21 protein-coding genes are annotated in these 21,482 nt (G+C 73.8%); 7 read left to right on the forward strand and 14 right to left on the reverse strand.

Going from position 1 to position 21,482, the window contains the following annotated elements:
• Window positions 1–23: 23 nt before the first annotated feature.
• The 3 genes from CNX65_RS01190 to CNX65_RS01200 all read right to left on the reverse strand — a co-directional run bounded on the left by CNX65_RS01190 (window position 24) and on the right by CNX65_RS01200 (window position 3,174).
• Window positions 24–1,286 carry an MFS transporter gene (locus CNX65_RS01190; RefSeq protein ID WP_096491109.1) on the reverse strand — a complete coding sequence of 421 codons (1,263 nt, stop codon included), beginning with the start codon at window positions 1,284–1,286 and terminating at the stop codon, window positions 24–26.
• Between the two features lie 762 nt (window positions 1,287–2,048).
• Window positions 2,049–2,723: a Crp/Fnr family transcriptional regulator gene (locus CNX65_RS01195; RefSeq protein WP_012782885.1), complete on the reverse strand. Its 675-nt coding sequence runs from the start codon at window positions 2,721–2,723 to the stop codon at window positions 2,049–2,051.
• A 202-nt stretch (window positions 2,724–2,925) separates the two neighbouring features.
• Window positions 2,926–3,174, reverse strand: coding sequence for a hypothetical protein (locus tag CNX65_RS01200; RefSeq protein WP_012782886.1), 249 nt, complete (start codon window positions 3,172–3,174; stop codon window positions 2,926–2,928).
• A gap of 271 nt (window positions 3,175–3,445) precedes the next feature.
• On the opposite strand from CNX65_RS01200, the gene nth reads away from it, so the two are divergent.
• The 4 genes from nth to CNX65_RS01220 all read left to right on the forward strand — a co-directional run bounded on the left by nth (window position 3,446) and on the right by CNX65_RS01220 (window position 6,854).
• Window positions 3,446–4,219: an endonuclease III gene (nth, locus tag CNX65_RS01205; RefSeq protein WP_096491110.1), complete on the forward strand. Its 774-nt coding sequence runs from the start codon at window positions 3,446–3,448 to the stop codon at window positions 4,217–4,219.
• Entirely contained in the window at window positions 4,216–4,872 is a 657-nt protein-coding gene (locus tag CNX65_RS01210; protein ID WP_096491111.1) for a TlpA family protein disulfide reductase, read from the forward strand. Before nth ends, CNX65_RS01210 begins: the two co-directional genes overlap by 4 nt.
• Window positions 4,873–5,021: 149 nt before the next feature.
• On the forward strand, window positions 5,022–5,645 hold the full coding sequence (locus tag CNX65_RS01215; RefSeq protein WP_096497541.1) for an NUDIX hydrolase: 624 nt from the start codon (window positions 5,022–5,024) through the stop codon (window positions 5,643–5,645).
• A 21-nt stretch (window positions 5,646–5,666) separates the two neighbouring features.
• The gene (locus CNX65_RS01220) at window positions 5,667–6,854 is read left to right on the forward strand and encodes a MarP family serine protease (protein ID WP_096491112.1); all 1,188 of its coding nucleotides are present in this window, start codon (window positions 5,667–5,669) and stop codon (window positions 6,852–6,854) included.
• Window positions 6,855–6,901: 47 nt separating this feature from the next.
• Here CNX65_RS01220 and CNX65_RS01225 read toward each other — a convergent pair whose 3' ends face one another.
• From CNX65_RS01225 to CNX65_RS01245, 5 genes are all read right to left on the reverse strand, one after another.
• The gene (locus CNX65_RS01225; RefSeq protein ID WP_096491113.1) at window positions 6,902–7,828 is read right to left on the reverse strand and encodes an alpha/beta fold hydrolase; all 927 of its coding nucleotides are present in this window, start codon (window positions 7,826–7,828) and stop codon (window positions 6,902–6,904) included.
• Window positions 7,829–7,836: 8 nt separating this feature from the next.
• The gene (locus CNX65_RS01230; RefSeq protein ID WP_096491114.1) at window positions 7,837–8,304 is read right to left on the reverse strand and encodes a phage holin family protein; all 468 of its coding nucleotides are present in this window, start codon (window positions 8,302–8,304) and stop codon (window positions 7,837–7,839) included.
• Window positions 8,305–8,375: 71 nt separating this feature from the next.
• Complete coding sequence (gene nhaA, locus CNX65_RS01235) at window positions 8,376–9,548, reverse strand: Na+/H+ antiporter NhaA (protein WP_096491115.1); 1,173 nt, start codon at window positions 9,546–9,548, stop codon at window positions 8,376–8,378.
• A gap of 133 nt (window positions 9,549–9,681) precedes the next feature.
• Complete coding sequence (gene acs / locus CNX65_RS01240; protein ID WP_096491116.1) at window positions 9,682–11,667, reverse strand: acetate--CoA ligase; 1,986 nt, start codon at window positions 11,665–11,667, stop codon at window positions 9,682–9,684.
• Window positions 11,668–11,890: 223 nt separating this feature from the next.
• The gene (locus CNX65_RS01245; protein ID WP_096491117.1) at window positions 11,891–12,472 is read right to left on the reverse strand and encodes a GNAT family N-acetyltransferase; all 582 of its coding nucleotides are present in this window, start codon (window positions 12,470–12,472) and stop codon (window positions 11,891–11,893) included.
• Between the two features lie 91 nt (window positions 12,473–12,563).
• Here CNX65_RS01245 and CNX65_RS01250 point away from each other — a divergent pair, with 91 nt between their 5' ends.
• A complete protein-coding gene (locus CNX65_RS01250; RefSeq protein ID WP_096491118.1) occupies window positions 12,564–13,286 on the forward strand; it encodes a Fic family protein in 723 nt (240 codons plus the stop codon).
• Window positions 13,287–13,290: 4 nt separating this feature from the next.
• Here CNX65_RS01250 and kynU read toward each other — a convergent pair whose 3' ends face one another.
• Window positions 13,291–14,412, reverse strand: a complete 1,122-nt coding sequence (gene kynU, locus CNX65_RS01255; RefSeq protein ID WP_096491119.1) for a kynureninase — start codon at window positions 14,410–14,412, stop codon at window positions 13,291–13,293.
• Entirely contained in the window at window positions 14,409–15,230 is an 822-nt protein-coding gene (locus tag CNX65_RS01260; RefSeq protein ID WP_012782898.1) for a tryptophan 2,3-dioxygenase, read from the reverse strand. Before CNX65_RS01260 ends, kynU begins: the two co-directional genes overlap by 4 nt.
• Before the next feature lie 34 nt (window positions 15,231–15,264).
• On the opposite strand from CNX65_RS01260, the gene CNX65_RS01265 reads away from it, so the two are divergent.
• The gene (locus CNX65_RS01265; RefSeq protein ID WP_444861175.1) at window positions 15,265–15,786 is read left to right on the forward strand and encodes an Lrp/AsnC family transcriptional regulator; all 522 of its coding nucleotides are present in this window, start codon (window positions 15,265–15,267) and stop codon (window positions 15,784–15,786) included.
• Here the strand turns inward: CNX65_RS01265 and CNX65_RS01270 are convergent.
• The 3 genes from CNX65_RS01270 to CNX65_RS01280 all read right to left on the reverse strand — a co-directional run bounded on the left by CNX65_RS01270 (window position 15,755) and on the right by CNX65_RS01280 (window position 19,347).
• Window positions 15,755–16,681: an N-acetylmuramic acid 6-phosphate etherase gene (locus CNX65_RS01270; protein ID WP_096491120.1), complete on the reverse strand. Its 927-nt coding sequence runs from the start codon at window positions 16,679–16,681 to the stop codon at window positions 15,755–15,757. The two genes, CNX65_RS01265 and CNX65_RS01270, sit on opposite strands and share 32 nt — an antisense overlap.
• Window positions 16,678–17,592: a MurR/RpiR family transcriptional regulator gene (locus tag CNX65_RS01275; protein WP_012782901.1), complete on the reverse strand. Its 915-nt coding sequence runs from the start codon at window positions 17,590–17,592 to the stop codon at window positions 16,678–16,680. Before CNX65_RS01275 ends, CNX65_RS01270 begins: the two co-directional genes overlap by 4 nt.
• 111 nt (window positions 17,593–17,703) lie before the next feature.
• A complete protein-coding gene (locus tag CNX65_RS01280) occupies window positions 17,704–19,347 on the reverse strand; it encodes a serine hydrolase domain-containing protein (protein ID WP_309142025.1) in 1,644 nt (547 codons plus the stop codon).
• Between CNX65_RS01280 and CNX65_RS36610 the strand changes: the two genes are divergently transcribed.
• Window positions 19,301–19,810: a hypothetical protein gene (locus tag CNX65_RS36610; RefSeq protein WP_232520243.1), complete on the forward strand. Its 510-nt coding sequence runs from the start codon at window positions 19,301–19,303 to the stop codon at window positions 19,808–19,810. The two genes, CNX65_RS01280 and CNX65_RS36610, sit on opposite strands and share 47 nt — an antisense overlap.
• On the opposite strand, the gene CNX65_RS01285 is transcribed toward CNX65_RS36610, so the two are convergent.
• Window positions 19,801–21,024: an exo-beta-N-acetylmuramidase NamZ family protein gene (locus CNX65_RS01285; protein WP_373565520.1), complete on the reverse strand. Its 1,224-nt coding sequence runs from the start codon at window positions 21,022–21,024 to the stop codon at window positions 19,801–19,803. The two genes, CNX65_RS36610 and CNX65_RS01285, sit on opposite strands and share 10 nt — an antisense overlap.
• Window positions 21,025–21,482: the final 458 nt, after the last annotated feature.

Below are 21,482 nucleotides of genomic sequence, written 5' to 3' on the forward strand. Positions count from 1 at the left end.
ACCCCCGACACTTCCGGCCCGGTTCAGCGCCCGACGAGCCCGGCGTCCTCCTCCTGGGGGACAGCGGCGCCCGCGGGAACGCCGGGCGCGCCCGCCGCGACCGTCCCGCGCAGCAACCAGACCACCAGCGCGACCGCCAACCCGGACGCGGCAGCCGCCAGGAACGCCGTGGACGTCCCGCGAGCCTCCACGATCTGCCCGGCGAGCCCCTGCCCGGCGGCCAGCCCCAGCGTCACCGCCGTGACCACCCACCCGAACGCCTCGGCCGCCGTGCCCTCGGGCGCGACCTGCTCGATCGCCGCGGAGTGCGCGGTGGACTGCGGGGTGATCAGCGAGCCGACCACGAACAGCGCCACCGCGAGCCCGACGAGCGTCGTCGGGATCGCCAGCAGCGCCGCGAGCAGCGAGAACCCGCCCAGCAGCACCGGCAGCCGCAGGTGCATGGGGCGCGGCAGCGGGCGCAGCGAGTACAGCACCCCGAACAGCACCGAGCTGACCGACCACAGGCTCAGCAGCAGCCCGCCGACCCCCTTGTGCCCGGCCGCGTCGGCCGCCGCGGGCACCGCCACCTCGATGAACCCGATCGACAGCCCGAACCCGAGCGCCGCGAGCGCCACGGTCCGCATCCCCGGCGAGGCCAGCGCGCCGAGCAGCCCGCCGCCCTGGACGGGTTCCGGCCGCCGCCCGCGCACGGTCGGCGTGCAGGCGAACCACAGCGCGCCGACCACCATCATCGCCGCGCCCACCACGAACCCGGTGCCCGGCCACGCCGCCGTGACCAGCACGCCCGCCAGCCCCGGCCCGAGGATGAAGAAGACCTCCATGCTGATCGCCTCGTAGGCGATGCCCGCGTCGCGCAGCGGCCCGGCGGGCACGATGCTCGTCCACAGCGCCCGCGACGCCGACCCGGCCATCGGCTCGGTGAACCCGACCGCGAACGCCAGCGGCGCCAGCACGACCACGGTCGCGCCGCTTTCCACCGCCGCGACCGCGCCGGTCGCGGCCAGCGCGAACAGCGCGGTGACGCCCAGCAGCGGCCTGCTCGGCCCGAACCGGTCCATCAGCCTGCCCTGCGCGATCGCGCCCAGCGCGACGCCGATCAGCGCCGAGGCCGACACCAGCCCCGCCGTGCCGTAGGAGCCGCTGGCCCGCTGGACGTAGAGCAGCAGCGCGAAGCCGATCATCGCGATCGGCAGCCTGGCGAACAGGCCCGCGACGACGGGGCCGCGCATCGCGGGCGTGGTGAGGGCGGCGCGGTAGTCGGAGAGCCGGGCGGAGTGGGACATGCGTGCCAGTATGCAGACCTGGTACGCGAGTACCAATTTTTTTGCCCGCTGTTCTCCCGTTCGCCCCGTCCCGGAGACCCGAACGGCGCAGCGGCCGGGGGCGCCGGACCCGATCCGGGCGCACCGCTGCGATGAACGGGTGAAAACGCGAGGTGGAGGGGCTGAACCGGCATTCCCCGAGGGTGAACGCCCTTGAGGCGCGGGGTGGGGGCCGTGCGAAGGTGTGCGCACGAACCCGCGCGAACCCGGTTTCAGCAGGCCGGACCCGCGGGTACCCAGGTACTCCAGTCCGGTGCCACGAGGGTCGGGGCCTGCGGGCGCCGGAAGCGGAGACGCGGTCTGTCGGGGGATGGGCCGCGAGAGCAGCGGGGCCGGAGCGCCGCGTCGGGGGCGGCGCCCGGCTCCGCTGTCCCCGTTCGGTCGTTCTTGCTCCGGCCGTACTCGCTCCGGCCGTACTCGCTCTACCGCCTGTCGGCTGCGCGCGGTCCGGAAAAGCTCCACGACGAGCACGACGGCCGCCTCCTGGTGGTCGGAACCACCGGCAGGCCGCCGTCGAGCTGATCGTGTTCACCCGTCCGTGCGGCGCACGAACTGTCCGCGCGCCCGCGTCGACCGGCGGAGCGCCCCGCTTCCCGCCACGCGGACACCTGGTCCGCCGCGGTCGGAAGCGGGGCGCGCCTCACCTCGGGAGTGCTCCGCCGCGGGGTCGGCCCCGACGCGGGTCGTTTTCCGAGAACCCCGTCGACACCGGGGCGCGCTGGACTACCGGGCTCGGCGCGCGAGCCGCTCCGGGTCCAGGATCAGCACGCTCTTGCCCTCCAGGCGCAGCCAACCCCGGTGGGCGAAGTCCGCCAGGGCCTTGTTGACCGTCTCGCGCGAGGCGCCCACGAACTGGGCGATCTCCTCCTGCGTCAGGTCGTGCGTCACCCGCAGCAGCCCCGCCTCCTGGCTGCCGAACCGCTGGGCGAGCTGGAGCAGCGCCTTCGCCACGCGGCCGGGCACGTCCGTGAAGATCAGGTCGGCCAGCATGGAGTTCGTCCGGCGCAGCCTGCGCGCCAGCGCGCGGAGCAGCTGCTCCGCGATCTCCGGCCGGTTCGAGATCCACTGCCGCAGCGCCGGGCGGTCCATGCTGACCGCGCGCACCTCGGTCACCGTCGTCGCGGTGGACGTGCGCGGACCGGGGTCGAAGATCGACAGCTCGCCGAACATGTCCGACGGTCCGAAGATCCCGAGCAGGTTCTCCCGACCGTCCGGCGACTTGCGCCCGATCTTCACCTTTCCGGATTGGATGATGTAAAGCCGGTCGCCCGGTTCGCCCTCCGCGAAGATCACGTGGCCGCGCGGGAATTCAACGGACTCCAGCGTCTGCGCCAGTGCCTCCGCTGCCGCCGGTTCAACCCCCTGGAAGATGCCCGCGCGGGCCAGGGTCTCGTCCACCTCGTCCCTCCTGTCGAGACGCGACGGCGTGGTCGAGCGCGTTCCGCCTTCTGGCGGATCAGCGCCTGCCGTCGATCACTGAGTGCAGTCTAAGGGCTGTGGTCGGGATCGCCTTTCGGGCGCGCCGTCGGCACAGTCCGGACAGCGCGATGCGGCCCACCGGGGGGAGCCCCGTTGGGCCTGATCAACGCTGGTGCCCGCCCTAGCGGCGGGGGCGCGACCGGAGGTTCTTCGAGCGACCGCCGAACCGGCGCAGGCGGAACAGCTCCAGCGCGCGGCCGATGCCGTGCCCGTAGAGCGCCTTGACCTCGTCGGGGCGCGCGGACTCGAGGAACTCCTCGACCTCGTCCTCCTGCACGGCGACGTGCCGCAGGCGGGCTTCGACGCGCTCCATGAAGAGCGCGAAGAACATGATCACGATCGGAACGGCGATGACGAACCAGGCAGTCATGATGGCTCCGATCCTTGCGCATCCCGTTTTCGGGCGCACTGGCAGGGGTCTCTTCGCGCGCGTGGCGCGCGTGCGAAGAAATGGACGTCCGGGACCGGTCCGGGGTTGCCCGCGGGTGCCCGATCGCGCCCGCGCCACCGTCCGTGCCGGGCCGGTGACGCACCGCCGAGCGGGAAGCGGACAGCCGGGGCGGAAGCGGACGGCGGCGCACCGCGTGTGACCTCTCCCGCCGCGGCGCGAGGGTGGTCCGCGCCACCGGTAGCCTTTTGGCATGGTGGGTGGCGCGCGGGGCGGAGCACGACCGGAAACCCGGTTGGGACTCGTCCGCAGGGCCCGCCGGACGGTGCGGGTCCTCGGCGTCGGCTACCCGGACGCGCACTGCGAGCTGGACTTCACCACCCCGCTGGAGCTGCTCGTCGCGGTCGTCCTGTCCGCCCAGTGCACCGACAAGCGCGTGAACCAGGTCACGCCGGCGCTGTTCGCGCGCTACCGCTCGGCCGAGGAGTACGCCGCCGCCGACCGGACCGAGCTGGAGGAGCTGATCCGGCCGACCGGCTTCTACCGCAACAAGGCCGCCGCGATCTCCGGGCTGGCCGCCGAGATCGTGGAGCGGCACGACGGCGAGGTGCCCGGCGACCAGGCCGAACTGGTGAAGCTGCCCGGCGTCGGCCGCAAGACCGCGAACGTGGTGCTCGGCGACGCGTTCGGCGTGCCGGGGATCACCGTCGACACGCACTTCGGGCGGCTGGTCCGCCGCTGGGGCTGGACCACCGAGGAGGACCCGGTCAAGGTCGAGCACGCCGTCGGCGCGCTGGTGGAGCGCAAGGACTGGACCCTGCTCTCCCACCGGACGATCTTCCACGGGCGCCGGGTGTGCCACGCCAGGACGCCCGCGTGCGGCGCCTGCCTGCTCGCGCCCCAGTGCCCGTCCTTCGGGACGGGGCCCACCGATCCCGTCCGCGCCGCCAAGCTGGTGAAGGGCGACGAGGCGGAGCACCTGATCGGGTTGGCCGAGCGGGTGCGGGCGGGGGAGCGGCTCGGGTGAGCGGGGCGGCGCGGTGGTCGGTGGTCGTGCTGGTGCTCGCGGTCGCGGGCGTGGTCGCCCTGTGGCCGAGGGGCGGGGATCCGGCGAACCCGGTGATCCCCCAGCCCCAGCGCGACACGTCCCAGCGCGCCGACCTGGGCGTGGCGCGCAACAAGGCCGCGCTGCGGCCGTGCGACCAGTTCTCGGGAAACCCGGCGAGCCCCGCTTCCCCGAGCGCGAGCCCCGGCCCCGCGGGCACGAGCGCGGGCCCCGAGGCGCTGCGCGGCGTCACCGCCGTGTGCCTGGGCGACGGTGAGCGGGTCGACGCCGCGACCGCCCTGTCCGGCCGGGTGCTGGTCAACTTCTGGGCGTCCTGGTGCGCGCCCTGCCGCGAGGAGCTGCGCGTGCTGGACGACTACTCCCAGCGCCCCGGCGCGATCCCGGTGCTCGGCGTCCAGGTCAAGAGCGGCGAGGCGGACGGCCTCGACCTGCTCTCCCGGATCGGCGTGCACCTGCCGTCGCTGGTCGACGACTCCGAGGCGCTGCTCAAGACCTTCAAGGTCCCGCCCGCGCTGCCCGCCAGCTTCCTGGTCGGCGCGGACGGCTCCATCACCCCGGTGACCGACCCGCTCGTGTTCACCAGCGTCGACCAGGTGCGCGAGGTGGTCGGATGACCGACCGGACGACCGACCGCGGCACCGACCGGGACACCGGCCGCGACGCCGACCCCGTCACCGGCCACGACGCCGACCGCGTCGCGGGCCTCGCCCCCGGCCGGGCCCCCGAGCGGCTGGTCGACGACCTCGACGAGCTGCCCGAGTGGATGCGCGGCCTGGCCGCCGCCGCGGTGGACGCCGACGCCGACACCTTCCTCAACTACCCGAAACCGCCCGCCTTCACCGGCCGCGCGGCCTCCGTGCTCATGCTGTTCGGCGAGGGCCACCGGGGCCCCGACCTGCTCCTGCTGCGCCGCGCCGACACCCTCGGCTCCCACCCCGGACAGGTCGCCTTCCCCGGCGGGGCCGCCGACCCCGAGGACTCGGGCCCCGTCGGCACCGCGCTGCGCGAGGCGTTCGAGGAGACCGGCGTGCTCGCCGAGGGCGTGCGACCGGTGGCCCTGCTGCCCGAGCTGCACGTCCCGGTGTCCGGGTTCCTGGTCACGCCCGTGCTCGCGCACTGGCGCACCCCGGTCCCGGTCGCGCCGGTCGACCCCGGCGAGACGGCGGCCGTCGCCCGCGTCCCCGTCGCCCACCTCGCCGACCCGGCGAACCGGTTCCGCGTCTCGCACCCGTCCGGCTACACCGGACCCGCCTTCTCCGCACCGGGGATGCTGGTGTGGGGCTTCACCGCCGGACTGGTCAGCGGGCTGCTCCGGCTCGGCGGCTGGGAGCGCCCGTGGGACGCCACCGACGTGCGAGACCTCGACTCGGCGCTGCGCGCCACCTAGCCTGACGGGCGGAGGAACCGGGTGAACTGGGTAGACCTGCTGGTGCTGGCGATAGCCGCGTTCGCCGCGGTGTCGGGCGCCAGGCAGGGCATGGTCGTGGCCGTGCCCGCTTTCATCGGCGTGCTCGTCGGCCTGCTGCTGGGCACGCAGCTCGCGCCGGTGGTGGTGTCGCGCTTCGACAACGTGGTGACCAAGGTCGTCTTCGCGGTCGGCGTGGTGGTGCTCCTGGTCGCGCTCGGCGAGACGCTGGGCGTCTACATCGGACGCGCGGTCAAGTCCAAGGTCAACGCGACCCCGCTGCGCGGCGTGGACAACGCGCTCGGCGCGGTCGTGCAGGGCGCGGTGGTGTTCGTGGTGGCGTGGATGATCGCGCTGCCGCTCACCTCGGTGGCCGGACTGCCGACGCTGGCCAAGGGCCTCAACCAGTCCGCGATCCTGTCCACCGTGGACGGCGCCATGCCGCAGGCGGCCCGCGACCTGTCCGAGGACCTGCAGAACCTGTTCGACGTGTCCGGCTTCCCGGCCGCGATGGACCCGTTCAACCGCACCCCGCTCCGGGAGGTCTCCCCGCCCGACCCCGAGCTCAGCGGCGACCCCGTGGTGCAGCGGCTGCGGCCGAGCGTGCTGAAGGTGCGCGGCCGGGCGCCCTCGTGCTCGCGGGCCCTGGAGGGCACCGGGTTCGTGATCGCGCCGGAGCGGGTCATGACCAACGCGCACGTCGTCGCGGGCACCACCGAGGTCAGCATCGAGGTCGGCCAGGGCAAGTTCGACGCGACGGTCGTGCACTACGACGCGCAGACCGACCTGGCGATCCTGGCCGTGCCGAACCTGGACGCGCAGCCGCTCCAGTTCCGCACCGACGAGATCGACCAGGGCGAGGACGGCATCGTGCTCGGCTACCCGCTGGACGGCCCGTACACGGCGTCCGAGGCGCGGGTGCGCGAGCGCATCCCCATGCTGCGCGGGCCGGACATCTACGACGCGCAGACCGTGACGCGGGACGTCTACACGATCCGGGCGAAGGTCCGCAGCGGCAACTCCGGCGGCCCGCTGGTCGACCGGGATGGCCGGGTCATGGGCGTGGTGTTCGGCGCGGCCGTGGACGACCAGGAGACCGGGTTCGTGCTGACCCCGCAGGAGGTCGCCGACGAGGTGGCCAAGGCGCCGGGGCTGGTGCGGCGCGCACCCACGCAGACCTGCGCCTCGTGATCGCGGGAACCGGGCGTTGAGACCGGGCGCCCCCCGAGGGCGCCCGGCTACCGCTCGGCCAGGAAGCCCGCGATCACGCGGCTGACCTCGGCGCGGTCCTCCTGGTGCGGGAAGTGCCCGACGTCCTGGAGCACCCGCAGCACCGAGCCAGGGCCGCGCCAGCGGGCCGAGTCGAGCGCGGTCTGCGCGAGCATCACCGGGTCGCGGGCGCCCTGCACCTGGAGCACCGGGGCCTCCAGCTTCCGGGAGACCGCCTCCGCGAACCGCCGCCCGTCGCTGCGCACCTGCGAGCGCACCGCCCACCGGTGGTACTCCAGCGCGCTGTGCGCCACGCCGGGGATGCGCACGGCGGCGGTGTTCCGCTCGACCACCTCGGCGAACTCCGGCGAGGCCGTCCACCCCGCGCCGCCCCAGGCGCGCAGCAGCTCGCCGACGCGGGCGCCGTTCGCGGCCAGCAGGGAGCGCTCCGGCAGCACCGGCAGCTGGAACCGCAGCAGGTGCCCCAGCGCGCGCGCCTGCCCGGCGGTGTTGCGCCGCACGGCCCGGCGCAGCGCCAGCGGGTGCGGCGCGGACACGGCCGTCACCGACCGCACGAGGCGGGGGTGCAGCGCGCCGACCACCCAGGCCAGCATCCCGCCCCAGGCGTGCCCGACGACGTGCGCCCTGGACTCGCCGAGCGCCTTGACCAGCCCGGCGACGTCACCGGCGAGCGTGAACCCGTCGTAGCCCCTCGGCGGCTTGTCCGAGTCCCCGTACCCGCGCAGGTCGACGGCCACCGCCCGGTACCCGGCCTCGGCCAGGTCGACCAGCTGGTGCCGCCAGGACCACCAGAACTCGGGGAACCCGTGCAGCAGCAGCACGAGCGGTCCGTCGCCCAGCTCGGCCACGTGCAGCCGGATGCCGTTGGCGGACACGTCGCGGTGCGCCCACGGGCCGGGTACCCGCGCGGACGACGGGTCCGGCGGCTGCGCCACGACCCGGCTCAGGGGGTGTCGTCGCGGTCGTCGCGGTGCCGCAGCGCCGCGACGGTCTCCTTCGCGGACTCGATCGTCCGCGTCGGGGCGCGCAGCGCCTTCATCTTCCGGTAGCCCAGGAACCCGAGCAGGCCCGCGACGACGAGCATCACGACGAAGACGAGCACGTACGCCGCCCACCGCCACAGGAACACCGCGAGGCCCTCGGCGACGCCGATGAAGAGGAAGAAGAAGCTGAAGGACAGGACCACCAGCGCCAGGACGAAGAAGACGCTGCCCTTCAGCCCCCGCTTGACCTCGTGGGTCACCTCGGCCTTGGCCAGCTCCACCTCGGCCCGCAGCAGCGTCGACATGTGGGCTGTCGCGTCGCGCACCAGCCCGCCGATGGAGGTCTCCCCGGCGATCGTCGAGGCGTTCTCCGCCGTCAGCGGGATCGACGGGATTGGAGGCGGGGTGTTCTCACTCGGGGTGGTCACCGCACAATCGTGCCACGCCCCCTGGCGCGAGGCCGCCCGACCGGCTGATCACGCGGTCGATCACCCGGCGATCAGTCCGCGTCCCGGTGCGCCCTGCCCCGCCGGACCAGCAGGACCGCCGCGATCAGCGACGCCAGCAGGGACGCGATCAGCACCGCGGCCTTGGCCCGCTCGGCCGCCTCGCCGGTCAGCGCGAGGTCGGCGATCAGCAGGCTCACCGTGAACCCGACGCCGCCGAGCACGCCCACCGCCGCCACGTCGCGCGGTCCCGCGCCGCTCGGCCACACCGCGAGCCTCAGCCGCACCGCCACCGCGGAGAAGCCGAGGATGCCGATCACCTTGCCCAGCACCAGGCCCGCGACGACGCCCAGCGCGATCGGGTCGTCCGCCAGGGCGCGCAGGGCGTCCCCGCCGACCGGGACGCCCGCCGCGAAGAGCGCGAACAGCGGCACCACCAGACCGGCCGACCACGGCTGCAACCGGTGCTCCAGGCGCGCGGCGGGCGCCTCGTCCTCGCCCTCGTCGGCGCGCACGCGGGTCAGCAGCCCGAGCGCCACCCCGGCGATCGTGGCGTGGACCCCCGCCTCGTGGACCGCGACCCAGGTGCCCACCGCGATCGGGACGTAGAGCCAGGGCGCGGTGACCCGCTTGTGCTGGAGGAAGGCGTACAGGGCGAGCAGCGCGGCGGCTGCCAGCACCGCGAGCAGCTCCAGGCCGGAGGTGAACAGCACCGCGATCACCGCGATCGCGCCCAGGTCGTCCACCACCGCGAGGCTGAGCAGGAACACCCGGACGCTGCTCGGCAGCGCGGACCCGGCGATCGCCAGCACGCCCAGCGCGAACGCGATGTCGGTGGCCATCGGGATCGCCCACGCCTGGCCCGCTCCCGGCTCGCCCCAGGAGAACCCGAGCGCGACCAGGGCGGGGACCACCATGCCGCCGACCGCGGCGATCACCGGAAGGGCGGCGGCCTTGAGGCTGTTCAGCTCGCCGACCACCAGCTCGCGCTTGAGCTCCAGCCCGGCCACGAAGAAGAAGACCGCGAGCAGGCCGTCCTTGACCCAGTCACCGATGGTGAGCGGGCCGAGGTGGGTCTCGCGGAGCGCGGTGTAGGACTCGCCGAGCGGGGAGTTGGCCCACAGCAGCGCGATCGCGGTGGCCACCAGCAGCACGATGCCGCCGGTGGTCTCGGTGCGCAGGTAGCGGGCGAACTCGGCGACGGGCTTGGGGGCTGGTGAGGACAAGGGGGGCTCCGGTCTCTGGGCACGGCTGATCACGTGCCGACCAGACTTCCCGGCTCACCTGTGACCAAGCGTAACCGACGGCGGGCGCTCCACCAAGTGGTGGAACGCCCGCCGGGACCGCTCAGCCGCGTGCTCAGTCCTCCCCGGAGCCCTTCTTCAGGCCGGAGGAGATCAGGTCCATCACGGACGAGTCGGCCAGCGTCGTCACGTCGCCGACCTGGCGGTTCTCCGCCACGTCGCGCAGCAGGCGGCGCATGATCTTGCCCGAGCGGGTCTTCGGCAGCTCCGGCACGACCATGATCTGCCGGGGCTTCGCGATCGGCCCGATCTCCTTGGCCACGTGGTCGCGCAGCGCCTTGATCGCCTCGGCCCCGTCCGAGCCCTCGGCGACCCCGCCGCGCAGGATCACGAACGCCACGATGCCCTGCCCGGTCGTCGGATCGGTCGCCCCGACCACCGCCGCCTCCGCCACGGTCGGGTGCGACACCAGCGCGGACTCCACCTCGGTGGTGGAGATCCGGTGCCCGGACACGTTCATCACGTCGTCCACCCGGCCCAGCAGCCAGATGTCGCCGTCCGCGTCGTACTTCGCGCCGTCGCCCGCGAAGTAGAAGCCCTCCTCGGCGAACCGCGACCAGTAGGTGTCGCGGTAGCGCGCGTCGTCGCCCCAGATGCCGCGCAGCATCGACGGCCACGGCTGGTCCAGCACCAGGTAGCCGCCACCGCCGGGGCCGACCTCGACGCCCTGGTCGTCCACGACCTTCGCGCCGACGCCGGGCAGCGGGCGCTGCGCCGAACCGGGCTTGGTGGAGACCACGCCGGGCAGCGGCGAGATCATGATCGCGCCGGTCTCGGTCTGCCACCAGGTGTCCACGATCGGCGCCTTGCCCGCGCCGATGTTCTCCCGGTACCAGATCCACGCCTCGGGGTTGATCGGCTCGCCGACGCTGCCGAGCACCCGCAGCGACGACAGGTCGTGCTTGGCCGGGATCTCCGCGCCCCACTTCATGAACGTGCGGATCAGCGTCGGCGCGGTGTAGTAGATCGAGACGCCGTACTTCTGCACGATCTCCCAGTGGCGGCCCTCGTGCGGGGTGTTCGGGGTGCCCTCGTAGACGACCTGGGTGACCCGGTTGGCCAGCGGGCCGTACACGATGTAGCTGTGCCCGGTCACCCAGCCGATGTCGGCGGTGCACCAGTAGACGTCGCTGTCCGGCTTGAGGTCGAACACGTTGTGGTGCGTGTAGGCGGTCTGCGTGAGGTAGCCGCCGGAGGTGTGCAGGATGCCCTTGGGGTTCCCGGTGGTGCCCGAGGTGTAGAGGATGAACAGCGGGTGCTCGGAGTCGAACGCCTCGGGGGCGTGCTCCTCGGACTGGCCGTCCACCAGCTCGTGCCACCACAGGTCGCGGCCCTCGGTCCAGGCCACCTCGCCGCCGGTGCGCCGCACCACCAGCACGTGCTCGACGCTCGCGGCCTTCGACACGGCCTCGTCCACGGCGGGCTTGAGCGGGGCCGGGTTGCCGCGCCGGTACTGGCCGTCGGTGGTGATCACCAGCTTGGCCTGCGAGTCCTCGACGCGGGTGCGCAGCGCCTCGGCCGAGAAGCCGCCGAACACGACGCTGTGCAGCGCGCCGATGCGGGCGCAGGCCAGCATGGCGACGATCGCCTCGGGGACCATCGGCATGTAGATGGCGACCCGGTCCTCGGCGCCGACGCCGAGCGAGGCCAGCGCGTTGGCGGCCTTGGAGACGTCGCGCTTGAGGTCGGCGTAGGTGATGGTCCGGCTGTCGCCGGGCTCGCCCTCCCAGTGGATGGCGACCTGCTCGCCGTGGCCGGACTCGACGTGCCGGTCGACGCAGTTGTAGGCGACGTTGAGCCTGCCGCCGACGAACCACTTGGCGAACGGGGCGTCGGACCAGTCGAGGACCCGGTCCCACTTCCGCTCCCAGGTCAGCCGGTCGGCCTGCTCGGCCCAGAAGGCCTCGCGGTCGGCGGCGGCCGAGTCGTACAGCGCCTGGGTCGCGTTCGCCTGCGCGGCGAACTCCTCTGACGGGGGGAACGTGCGGCTCTCGGTCAGCAGGTTGTCCAGGGTCGGGCCGTTCTCGTTCGGCTTGGTCATGTCGGGCAGACCTCCTGAATCCTTGGCCGTGGTGGGCGCCCGCGGTGGCGGTCCCGCTCACAGCACCCCGACATGGTTCAGACCAATACGGCGGCTGTGAAACACATGGGTAACTGTGTAACCCGTGTCCCACGTCACGGACCACCGCTAATCCGCCGAATGACACCTCAATTGCGACCAGCGGTAAGGGCGGGTGACCCCGCTCACACCCGGTGGTGGTCGATCACTCGGCCAGTCGTGCCACGAGCCGGTCACGCACGCCGGGCCACTCCGGGGCCGTCACCGAGAACACCACCGTGTCCCGGACGGTGCCGTCCGGCCTGATCCGGTGCGCCCGCAGCACCCCCTCGCGGGTCGCGCCGAGCCGGGCGATGGCCCGCTGCGAGCGCTCGTTGCGGACGTCGGTGTGCCAGCCCACCCGCAGCGCGCCCAGCTCGTCGAACGCGCGGGTGAGCAGGAGCAGCTTCGCGGCCGTGTTCAGCGGGGTGCGCTGCCAGGGCGCGCCGATCCAGGTGTGGCCGATGCACAGGTTCCGGTGCGCGGGGTCGACCTCGTAGTACGAGGTGGTGCCCACGACCTCGCCGGTGGCCGGGTCGACCTGCGCCCACGGCGCCCGGTCCGGGTCGGCCAGCGCCCGGTCCACGAACGCCGCCATCGCGGGCAGGTCGGTCGGCTGGCGGCTGCTCAGCCAGGTCCACACGCCGGGGTCCGCGCCCGCCTTGAGCAGTCCGGGGGCGTGGTCCGGGGTCAGCGGCTCCAGCCGGACGTGGGGATCGCTGAGCACGGGGCGGTCGAACCAGGTCATGCCGTGACGTTAAGTCGACATGTGGACTTCCAGAACAACCACTGCGGGAGAAAGTCCGGGAGGCCACTTACCGGCGGGTACCGTACCCCGCGTGACCGATCCGCTCGCACCGCTGCTGGACCTGCCCGGCGTCGCCGACGCGGTCGCCTCCGCCCGCGACGCCGTGTTCCGGGTGCACCGGCACCGCGTCAACCTGCGCGGCTGGGCCACCACGGCGGCCGAGGCCTCGGTGCGCGCGGCCAGGGCGTCCGCCGCGCTCGACGGCGGCCCCACCACGATCCCCGAGGACGGCGAGGTCACCGACCCCGTGCTCGCGGGCGCGCTGCGCGTCGCCGAGTCGCTGGGCGTGGTCTTCCCGACCTGGCAGCGCGCCCCGCTCCAGGCGCTGGCCAAGCTGCACGTCCTCGCCGCCGCCGACCTGGGGACCGAGCTGGGCAGGCCCCGGCTGGTGCCCGGCGTCGCCGAGCGGCTCGACCTGCTGGCGGGCCTGGTCACCGGCGGCACGTCCGCCCCCGGCCCGCTCGTGGTGGCCGTGGTGCACGGCGAGCTGATGGCCCTGACCCCGTTCGACACCGCCAACGGCGTGGTCGCCCGCGCGGCGTCCCGGCTGGCCTCCATCGCGACCGGGCTCGACCCGAAGGGCCTCGGCGTGCCCGAGGTGTGGTGCCTGCGCAGGCGCTCCGAGTACGACGCGGCCCTGCACGGGTTCTCCACCGGCGAGCCCGATGGCGTCGCCCGGTGGATCACCTTCAGCTGCGCCGCGCTGGAAGCGGGCGCCCGCGAGGCCCAGAGCATCGCGGACGCCGCGGCCTAGCTCCTCAGAGCAGCTCTGCCAGCGCCTTCGCCGCCCGCTCCGCCTCCTCGAACGTGTTGTACAGCGGCGCGAAGCCGAACCGCAGCACGTCCGGCGGCCGGTGGTCGCCGATCACCCCGCCCGCGATCAGCTCGGCCATCAGCCGCGCCGCCTCCGGGTGCCGCAGCGACACCTGGTGGCCGCGCCCCTCGTCGGCGGGCGTGATCACCTCGACGCCCGGCAGGTCCCGCACCAGCTCCATGAACCGCGCCGTCAGCGCCAGCCCCCTGGCCCGCACGTCCGCCAGCTCCACCCCGTCCCACACGTCCAGCGCGGCGTCCAGCGCCAGCATCGACAGGATGTCCGGCGTGCCCGCCCGCGCCCGCGCGATCCCGGCGTCCGGGGTGTACTCGGCGGCCATCGCGAACGGCTCCCGGTGCCCGGTCCAGCCGGTCAGCGGCTGCCGGAACCCCGGCTGCGCCGCGCTCGGCACGTACAGGAACGCGGGGGAGCCGGGGCCGCCGTTGAGGAACTTGTAGGTGCAGCCCACCGCCAGGTCCACGCCCAGCGCGTCCAGCTCGATCGGCAGCACGCCGACGCTGTGGCACAGGTCCCAGACGACCTTCGCGCCCACCTCGTGCGCCCGCTCGGTCAGCGCGGCCATGTCCAGCAGCCGCCCGGTCCGGTAGTCGACGTGGTTGAGCAGCACCACCGCCGTGCGCTCGTCCAGCCGCAGGTCGTCCGGGTCGGCCGGGCGCAGTGACAGCCCGGTCAGCTCGGCCGCCGACGCGGCGATGTAGCCGTCGGTCGGGAACGTGCCCGCGTCCACCACGATCTCGGCCCGGTCGGTGCCCCGCACCGCGCCCACCAGCGCCTTGAACAGGTTCACGCTGGTCGAGTCGCCCACCACGACCTGCCCCGGCGCGGCCCCCACGAGCCGCCCGATCCGGTCGCCGATCCGCTGCGGGGCCTCCCACCAGCCCTCGGACCAGGAGCGGATCAGCCTGCGGCCCCACTGCCTGCGGACCACGTCGTCCAGCCGCTCGGCCACGGCCTTCGGCGGCGCGCCCAGCGAGTTGCCGTCCAGGTACACCACGTCGTCGGCCAGGTCGAACAGCTCCCTGACGTGGGCGAGCGGGTCGGTCACACGTAGCTCCTCGCGGTCCACAGCTCCGGGAACACGGCCCGGCGCACGCGCTTCTCCAGCCACGCCACGCCCGCCGACCCGCCGGTGCCCACCTTGGACCCCATCGAGCGCCGTGTCGCGAGCAGGTGGTCGTGCCGCCAGCGGGAGAACTCCTCGGCCACGTCGGTCAGCGCCTCGCCCAGCTCCAGCAGGTCCCTCGGGCCCTCCCGGTAGACGTGCGCCCACACCGCCTCCACCCGCTCGTCCGGCGCGTACGCCTCGGCGAAGTCGCGCTTGAGCAGCTCGTCCGGCACGTCCAGCCCCCGCCGGTGCAGCGCCGCGAGCACGTCGTCGTACAGGCTCGGCTCGCTCAGCAGCGCCTCCAGCGCGTCGTGCTGCGCGGGCGCCGAGCGGTGCGGCACCAGCATCGACCGGGACTTCTCGCCCAGCAGGAACTCCACCTCGCGGTAGCGGCCGGACTGGAAGCCCGAGCCCTCGCCGAGGGCGTCCCGGAACGAGTTGAACTCGCCCGGCGTCATCCGGGCGATCGGCCGCCACGCCGCGTTCAGCGCCTGCATGTGCAGCTCGCTGCGGCGCAGCGTGCGCACCGCCGCGGTCACGTCGTCCGCCCGCAGCTCCTTCTGCGCCTGCCGCCACTCGAAGCACAGCAGGCCGAAGTACAGCTCCATCACCTGGGTCGTCACCAGGAACGACATCTCGCGCGGGTCGTCGGACGCCTGCCGCTGCAACGTGTGCAGGACGGAGGCGCGCACGTAGTCCTCGTACGGCGTGGTCCCGCCGAAGTCCAGCTTCGGGGCGACCGGGCACACCTGTTCCATGCGTCAATGATGGAGCGGCTTTCCGCTCACCGGAATGGGCGTCGGCCAGCCCCTGCCGGGTTTCTTCTCAGGTTCGGAAAGCGTTCGGCGCGCTAGCTTGTCGTTCGTGAGAACGGACCTCGACGCGGTCGACTGGGCGCTGGTCGAAGCCCTCCAGGCCGATGCCCGGCTGTCCTACAACGAGCTGGCCCGCAAGGTCGGCGTGTCCCCGCCCACGGTGGCGCAGCGGGTGCGCAGGCTGGAGAACGCGGGCGTGATCACCGGCTACCGCGCGGTGGTCGACCCCACGGCGGTCGGCCGCTCGGTGATCGCCCTGGTGCGGATGAAGTGCTACGGGCCCCGGTGCATCACCGTGCACCCCGAGCTGCTCGACGACTGCCCAGAGGTGGTGGAGGTGGTGCGGCTGACCGGGGACATCTGCTCGGTGGTCAAGGTCGTCACGACCTCGGTCAGCGAGCTGGAGCGGCTGCTCGTGCGCCTGGGCGGGCACGGCGAGACGTCCAGCGCGATGGTGCTGTCGACGCCTATCCCGTGGCGCCCGCTGACAGCCGGGTGAGCGCCTGCCGCACGTGCCCGCCGGTCGCGGTCAGCGCCTCGGCCGCGTCCGGCGCGGGAGAACCGGACAGCAGGTGCACCAGCGCGACCTTGAGGTCGTCGCCCGCCTCCGTGAGCGCGTCGGTGCACTCCCGCTCGTCCAGACCGGTCGCCTCGCTCAGGATGCGCACGGTCCGGCCGCGCAGCTTCGCGTTCGTGGCCCGCACCGACACCATCAGGTTCGAGTAGGTGCGGCCCATCCGCACCATCACGGCCGTGGAGAACGCGGTCAGCACCAGCTTCTGCGAGCTGCCCGCCTTCATCCTGGTCGAGCCCGCGATCGCCTCCGGGCCGGTGTCCACGGTGATCAGCACGTCCACCGGGGCGGGCGGCGCGCTCGGGTTGTTCGACACCAGCGCGGTGCGGGCGCCCAGCTCGTGGGCGGCGGCCAGCGCGCCGAGCACGAACGGGGTGCGGCCGGACGCGGTCACCCCGAGCACGAGGTCGCCCGGTTCGGCGTGCGCGCGGATGCGCTCGGCGCCGGTGGCGGCCTGGTCCTCGGCGTTCTCCACGGCCCGCACCAGCGCCTCCGCGCCGCCCGCGTGGTGGGCGACGAACCAGTCCGGCGGGGTGTTGAACGTGGGCGGCAGCTCGGCCGCGTCCAGCGTGGCGAGCCTGCCGGACGTGCCCGCGCCCACGTAGTGCACCCGGCCGCCGCCGAGCAGCGCGGCCACCGCGAGGTCGGCCGCGCGGGCCAGCTCGGGCAGCACGGCGGCGACCGCGTCCGGGACGCCCCGGTCCTCGGAGTTGATCATCCGCAGGACGTCGAGCGTGGACATCCGGTCGATCTCCCCGGTGCGCGGGTTGCGCGCCTCGGTCGGGGACTCCACCCGCACCACGTCGCTCCGCGCGGTCATCTCCCGGCCTCCCGCCGCCTCCTGCCGTCCGGGCGGGCGCCCAGCCGGTGTCCCGCGACCGCGTCGTAGGTCGCCTCCAGCGCGCTCGTCGCGCTCTCCACGTGGTGCTGCGCGACCCCGATGAACAGGCAGTCGACCACGGTCAGCTGCGCGATGCGGCTGGCCATCGCGCCCGAGCGGAACGTGGTCTCGCGGGCCGCCGTGGTCAGCACGTGGTCGGCGACCTCGCTGATGGGGGAGCGCGGGAAGTTCGTCAGCGCCACCGTGGTCGCGCCGCGCTCGCGCGCCACCCGCAGCGCCTCGACCGTCTCGGTGGTGGAGCCGGTGTGCGAGATGCCCACGGCCACGTCCGCGCCGGTCAGCACGGCGGCCGAGGTGAGCGCGATGTGCGTGTCGTTCCAGGCGAAGCAGGTGCGGCCGATGCGGTGCAGCTTCTGCTGGAGGTCGAAGGCGACGAACGCGCTCGCGCCGAAGCCGTAGACGTCGACCCGGCCCGCACGCGCCACCGCGTCCACCACGGCCTGCAGGGTGTCGACGTTCAGCTGCTCGGCGGTCTCCTCCACGGCGCGGGCGTCGGCGAACGCGACCTTGCCGACCACCTGCCGCAGGTCGTCGCCGGGGCCGATGTCGCCGCCGAGGTCCCGGTCGGTGCGGGCGGCGGTGCGCGCGGTGTCGGCGGCCAGCGCGATCCGCAGCTCCGGGTAGCCGCCGACGCCGATCGCCTTGCAGAACCGCGTCACGGTGGTCTCGCTGGTGCCCGCGGACTCGGCCACCTCGGTGATGCTGCGGTGCGCCACGGTCGCCGGGTTGTCGAGCACGACCTTGGCCACCCGCTGCTCCGCCCTGGCCAGGCCGGGGAGCAGGGAGCGGATCTTCACGAGTGGACTGGCGTCGGTGTTCTCGGTGGACACGTGGGAAACTTACTAACCGCATCACGGGCGGTCAACGCAAGTTGCGGGTAACCGCCCTGATCGATAAGAGCCGTTCACCCCCCCTTTGTCGGAGGGAAGCCGTTTCCGTTACTAACGGTCCACGGGGCGCCACCCGGAGGCCGTCACCTCGCCCGTTCCGCGCTCGCCGTCCAGCAGCACCCGGCGGCCCGCGACCACCTCGATCGCGTCCACGTACCCGCCCCGCGCGCCGTTCGCGCCGACCCCCGAGCGCACCCACCGCGCGGCCGTGCCGGTCATCGGCAGCTCGACCCGCTCCCACGCGCGCGTCCCGGCGCCGGTGAGCACCCGCAGGTCCCGCCAGCCCGAGCCGTCGAACTCCTGCACGGCGACCGACTCGCCCGCGTCCAGGTCGGTGAACGCGCTGAACCGCAGCACCTTCGGCCCGTCGGGCAGGGCCTTGGTGGTCAGCGTCCCGCCGGGGTCGCCGCGCCACGCCGACCGCCCGCGCACCGGGCCGACCGCGAGCGCCTCGGCCAGCCCGGACGCCACGGCCCGGCGGGCCGGGTTGATCGAGCCGCGGTCGCGGCTCGGGTGCACCCGGTTGGTGAGCAGCAGCGCGATCGACCGGGACGCCGGGTCCAGCACCATCGTGGTGCCGGTGAACCCGGTGTGGCCCGCCGTGCGCGGGGCGGACAGGGCGCCCATGTACCAGCGGGTGTCCAGCTCGAACCCGAGGCCGTGCGCGTTGCCGGGGAACTCGGGCGTCAGGTTGGTGAGCATCCCGGTGACCGACTCCTCGCTGAGGATGCGCCTGCCCCCGTAAGCCCCGCCGTTCAGGATCGCCTGGCCGAGCACGGCCAGCTCGCGGGCCGTGGAGAACACGCCCGCGTGCCCGGCGACGCCGCCCAGCGACCAGGCGTTCTCGTCGTGCACCGAGCCCCGGACGACCCCGCGCGGCGGGGAGGCCTGGAACTCGGTGGCGGCGATCCGGTCGAGCTTCTCCGGCGGCGGGTTGTAACCGGTGTCGACCAGCCCCAGCGGCTCGGTGATCGTCTCGCGCACCAAGGCGTCCAACGGCATCCCGGACACCCGCTCCACCAGCACGCCCAGCGTGATGAGGTTCAGGTCCGAGTACAGGTAGTTCGCGCCAGGCGCGCTGGTGGGCGCGACGTCCATGACCGCCTTGATCCGCGAGTCCCGATCCGGCCACCCCGACCACAGCGGCAACCACGCGGCCAGCCCGGAGGTGTGCGTGAGCAGCTGCCGAACCGTGATGGCCCCCTTGCCCGCCGCGGCGAACTCCGGCAGGTACTCGGCAACCGGCCGCTCGATCCCGACCCGCCCCAGTTCCGCCTGCCGCACCACCACGATCGAGGTGAACAGCTTCGAGATCGAGGCCAAGTCGAAGATCGTGTCCAGCGCCGCGGGAACCCGCTCGTCCACGGGCAGTTCGCTGCCCCCGTCCGCGTGCCTGACCGCCCACCCGACGGCTTCGTGCCCGACGACCACTCCGTCGTGCGCCATCAGCGTGACCGCACCGGGGAACAGCGGAGCCGCCCCACCGGTGAACCCCCGCACCACTCCCAACGCCCGCCCGACAGGAACCGGATCCACCCCGACGAGCTCAGGAGCCCCAGCCCGCAACACCGTCCCCGCAGGCGCGAACCCCGCCCGCGGCTGGTCGAACCGGGCACGCGGAACAGTCTCGGCGCTCACCGGCGCCAGGGTGCCCAACAGCAACGCGGTCGTGGCCAGCAGGGCAGGCAACCGCACCCCGAACGTGCCCAACGGCCCGAACCGCCGCGACGCGCCCTCGCCCCGCAAGCCGCGCCACCACACCACCACCGCGCCCAGCCGGCCAGGCAGGCGCAGTACAGCGCTGCCGCTGCCGCTGCCGCTGCCGCTGCCGGTGGTGTTGGTGTTGGTAGTGCCGGTGGTAGTGCCAGTGGCGGTACTGGCGCTGGCGCTGTTGGCATTGGCCGTGCTGGTACTGGCACTGGCGCTGTTGGCATTGGCCGTGCTGGTACTGGCCGTATTGGCACCGCTGGCGTTCACCTTGGCTGTGTTGGCACTGGCACTGTTAGCGTTGGCGTTGGCACTGTCGGCGTCGGCGTCGGCGTCGGCGTCGGTGGCGTTGTTGTTGCTGGTGTTGGTGTTGCTCAGCCGTGCGGTCGGGTGTGGTGCGGCCGTTGCCGGGTGGGTGGGCAGGCGCATCGCGGGTCCCCTCTACCGGTAGCGCAGGTGGCGGCGGCGCCTCGTGCGGAACGTGGACAGCTCGTCCGACCAGGCGTCCACGACCTCGTCGGCGCCCGCGCCCGCGCCGACCATGCGGCGCAACCGGTCCGAGCCGCTCAGCTTGTCGATCCAGTTGTCCGGCCGCCAGGCGAAGACGGCCGGGTAGCGGGAGCGGGCCACCACGATCATCTCCACGGCGGTGCGGATCGCGTCGAACCCGCCCGGATCGGTGACCTGCAGCGCGACCCCGGAGCACGCGGTGTTCGCGAACTTGCCGAACCACGGCGTGAAGTGCGCCTCCCGGAACCGCACCCCCGGCAGGCCGCGCGCGTTCAGGTCCTCGGCCCAGCGCCAGTCCAGCCCCGGCGCGCCGATCGTCTCGAACGGCCGGGTCGTGCCCCGCCCCTCCGAGAAGACCAGCCCCTCGAACAGGCAGGTTCCGGGGTAGACGAGCGCGGTGTCGCGGGTCGGCACGTTCGGGCTCGGCGGCACCCACGGCAGCCCGGTGTCCAACCGCGACCGGCGCCACCCCCGAACCTCGACCACCCGCAGGTCCGCCACCGCGCCACCGTCCGAGGGCAGGAACTCGGCGTTGAAGAACCCGGCCAGCTCGCCCACCGTCATCCCGTGCTGCTGCACGATCGGCTTGCGCCCCACCCCGGTCGCGTAAGCGGGGTCGAGCTGCGGCCCGTGCGCCTCACCGCCCACCGGGTTGGGCCGGTCGAGCACGGTGAACCGCGCGCCGACGCGGGCCGCCGCCTGCATCGCCGCGTACATGGACCAGATGTAGGTGTAGAACCGGGCGCCGATGTCGGCGATGTCGAACACCACGTGCTCGACCCCCGCCTTGGTGAGCAGCCCGGCGAGCTTCGCGGCGTCCGCGCCGTACGCGTCGTACACCGGGATGCCCGTGCGCGGATCCAGGTAGTCGCCCTCGGAACCACCGGCCTGAGCCGTGCCCCGAAACCCGTGCTCGGGCCCGAACACGGCCACCGGCGGCACACCCGCCGCGACCATCGAGTCCACGACGTGCGTCTGGTCGACCAGCACACCGGTCGGATTGGTCAACACCCCAACCCGCTGCCCAGCCAACTCCCGCCACCCCAGCGCGGCCCACTGCTCCGCCCCGGTCCGCACCACCCCGCTCTGCTCACCACCGCCCTGACCGCCGCCGCCCTGACCGCCGTCCTCCGCCCCCGCACCCCCCTGAGCCAGACCACCCCGAGCCAGACCGCCCTGAGCCAGACCACCCGACCCCGCACGGCCGAACTCCACGCCACCCGGTTCCGCACCCGCCCCACTCGACGCGGCCCCGCCGAACACCGCCGTGCCCACCCCAACCGCCCCGGCGGCCAGGAAGCGCCTCCGCTCCACGAGTCCCCCTCAGCTCACCGCCCGGACCCCGCTCACCAACCCCACCAACCCGTTCACCACCACCACCACCACCGGCCTCCGATCACCGGCCCCACCAGCCCACTCGCCAACGCCAGCGCCAGTCCCCGACTACCGACCGCACCAGCCTGTTCACCAGTACCACCGGTCTCCGCTCGCCGGTCCCGCCAGCCCGCGCTACCGGTCTCCGCTCGCCGGTCCTGCCAGCCCGCGCTACCGGCCGCCGCTCGCCGGTCCTGCCAGCCCGCTCACCCGCGTCACCGACCGCCGATGACCAGTCC

The sequence above is a fragment of the Actinosynnema pretiosum genome, from assembly GCF_002354875.1.
GTDB lineage: Bacteria > Actinomycetota > Actinomycetes > Mycobacteriales > Pseudonocardiaceae > Actinosynnema > Actinosynnema auranticum.

Bases quoted from the DNA above. Each gene is read 5' to 3' on its own strand.
- CNX65_RS01190 (WP_096491109.1), bottom strand. From the start codon at position 1,286: ATGTCCCACTCCGCCCGGCTCTCCGACTACCGCGCCGCCCTCACCACG.
- CNX65_RS01200 (WP_012782886.1), bottom strand. From the start codon at position 3,174: ATGACTGCCTGGTTCGTCATCGCCGTTCCGATCGTGATCATGTTCTTC.
- nth (WP_096491110.1), top strand. From the start codon at position 3,446: ATGGTGGGTGGCGCGCGGGGCGGAGCACGACCGGAAACCCGGTTGGGA.
- CNX65_RS01215 (WP_096497541.1), top strand. From the start codon at position 5,022: ATGCGCGGCCTGGCCGCCGCCGCGGTGGACGCCGACGCCGACACCTTC.
- acs (WP_096491116.1), bottom strand. From the start codon at position 11,667: ATGACCAAGCCGAACGAGAACGGCCCGACCCTGGACAACCTGCTGACC.
- CNX65_RS01245 (WP_096491117.1), bottom strand. From the start codon at position 12,472: ATGACCTGGTTCGACCGCCCCGTGCTCAGCGATCCCCACGTCCGGCTG.
- CNX65_RS01260 (WP_012782898.1), bottom strand. From the start codon at position 15,230: ATGGAACAGGTGTGCCCGGTCGCCCCGAAGCTGGACTTCGGCGGGACC.
- CNX65_RS01265 (WP_444861175.1), top strand. From the start codon at position 15,265: ATGGGCGTCGGCCAGCCCCTGCCGGGTTTCTTCTCAGGTTCGGAAAGC.
- CNX65_RS01270 (WP_096491120.1), bottom strand. From the start codon at position 16,681: ATGACCGCGCGGAGCGACGTGGTGCGGGTGGAGTCCCCGACCGAGGCG.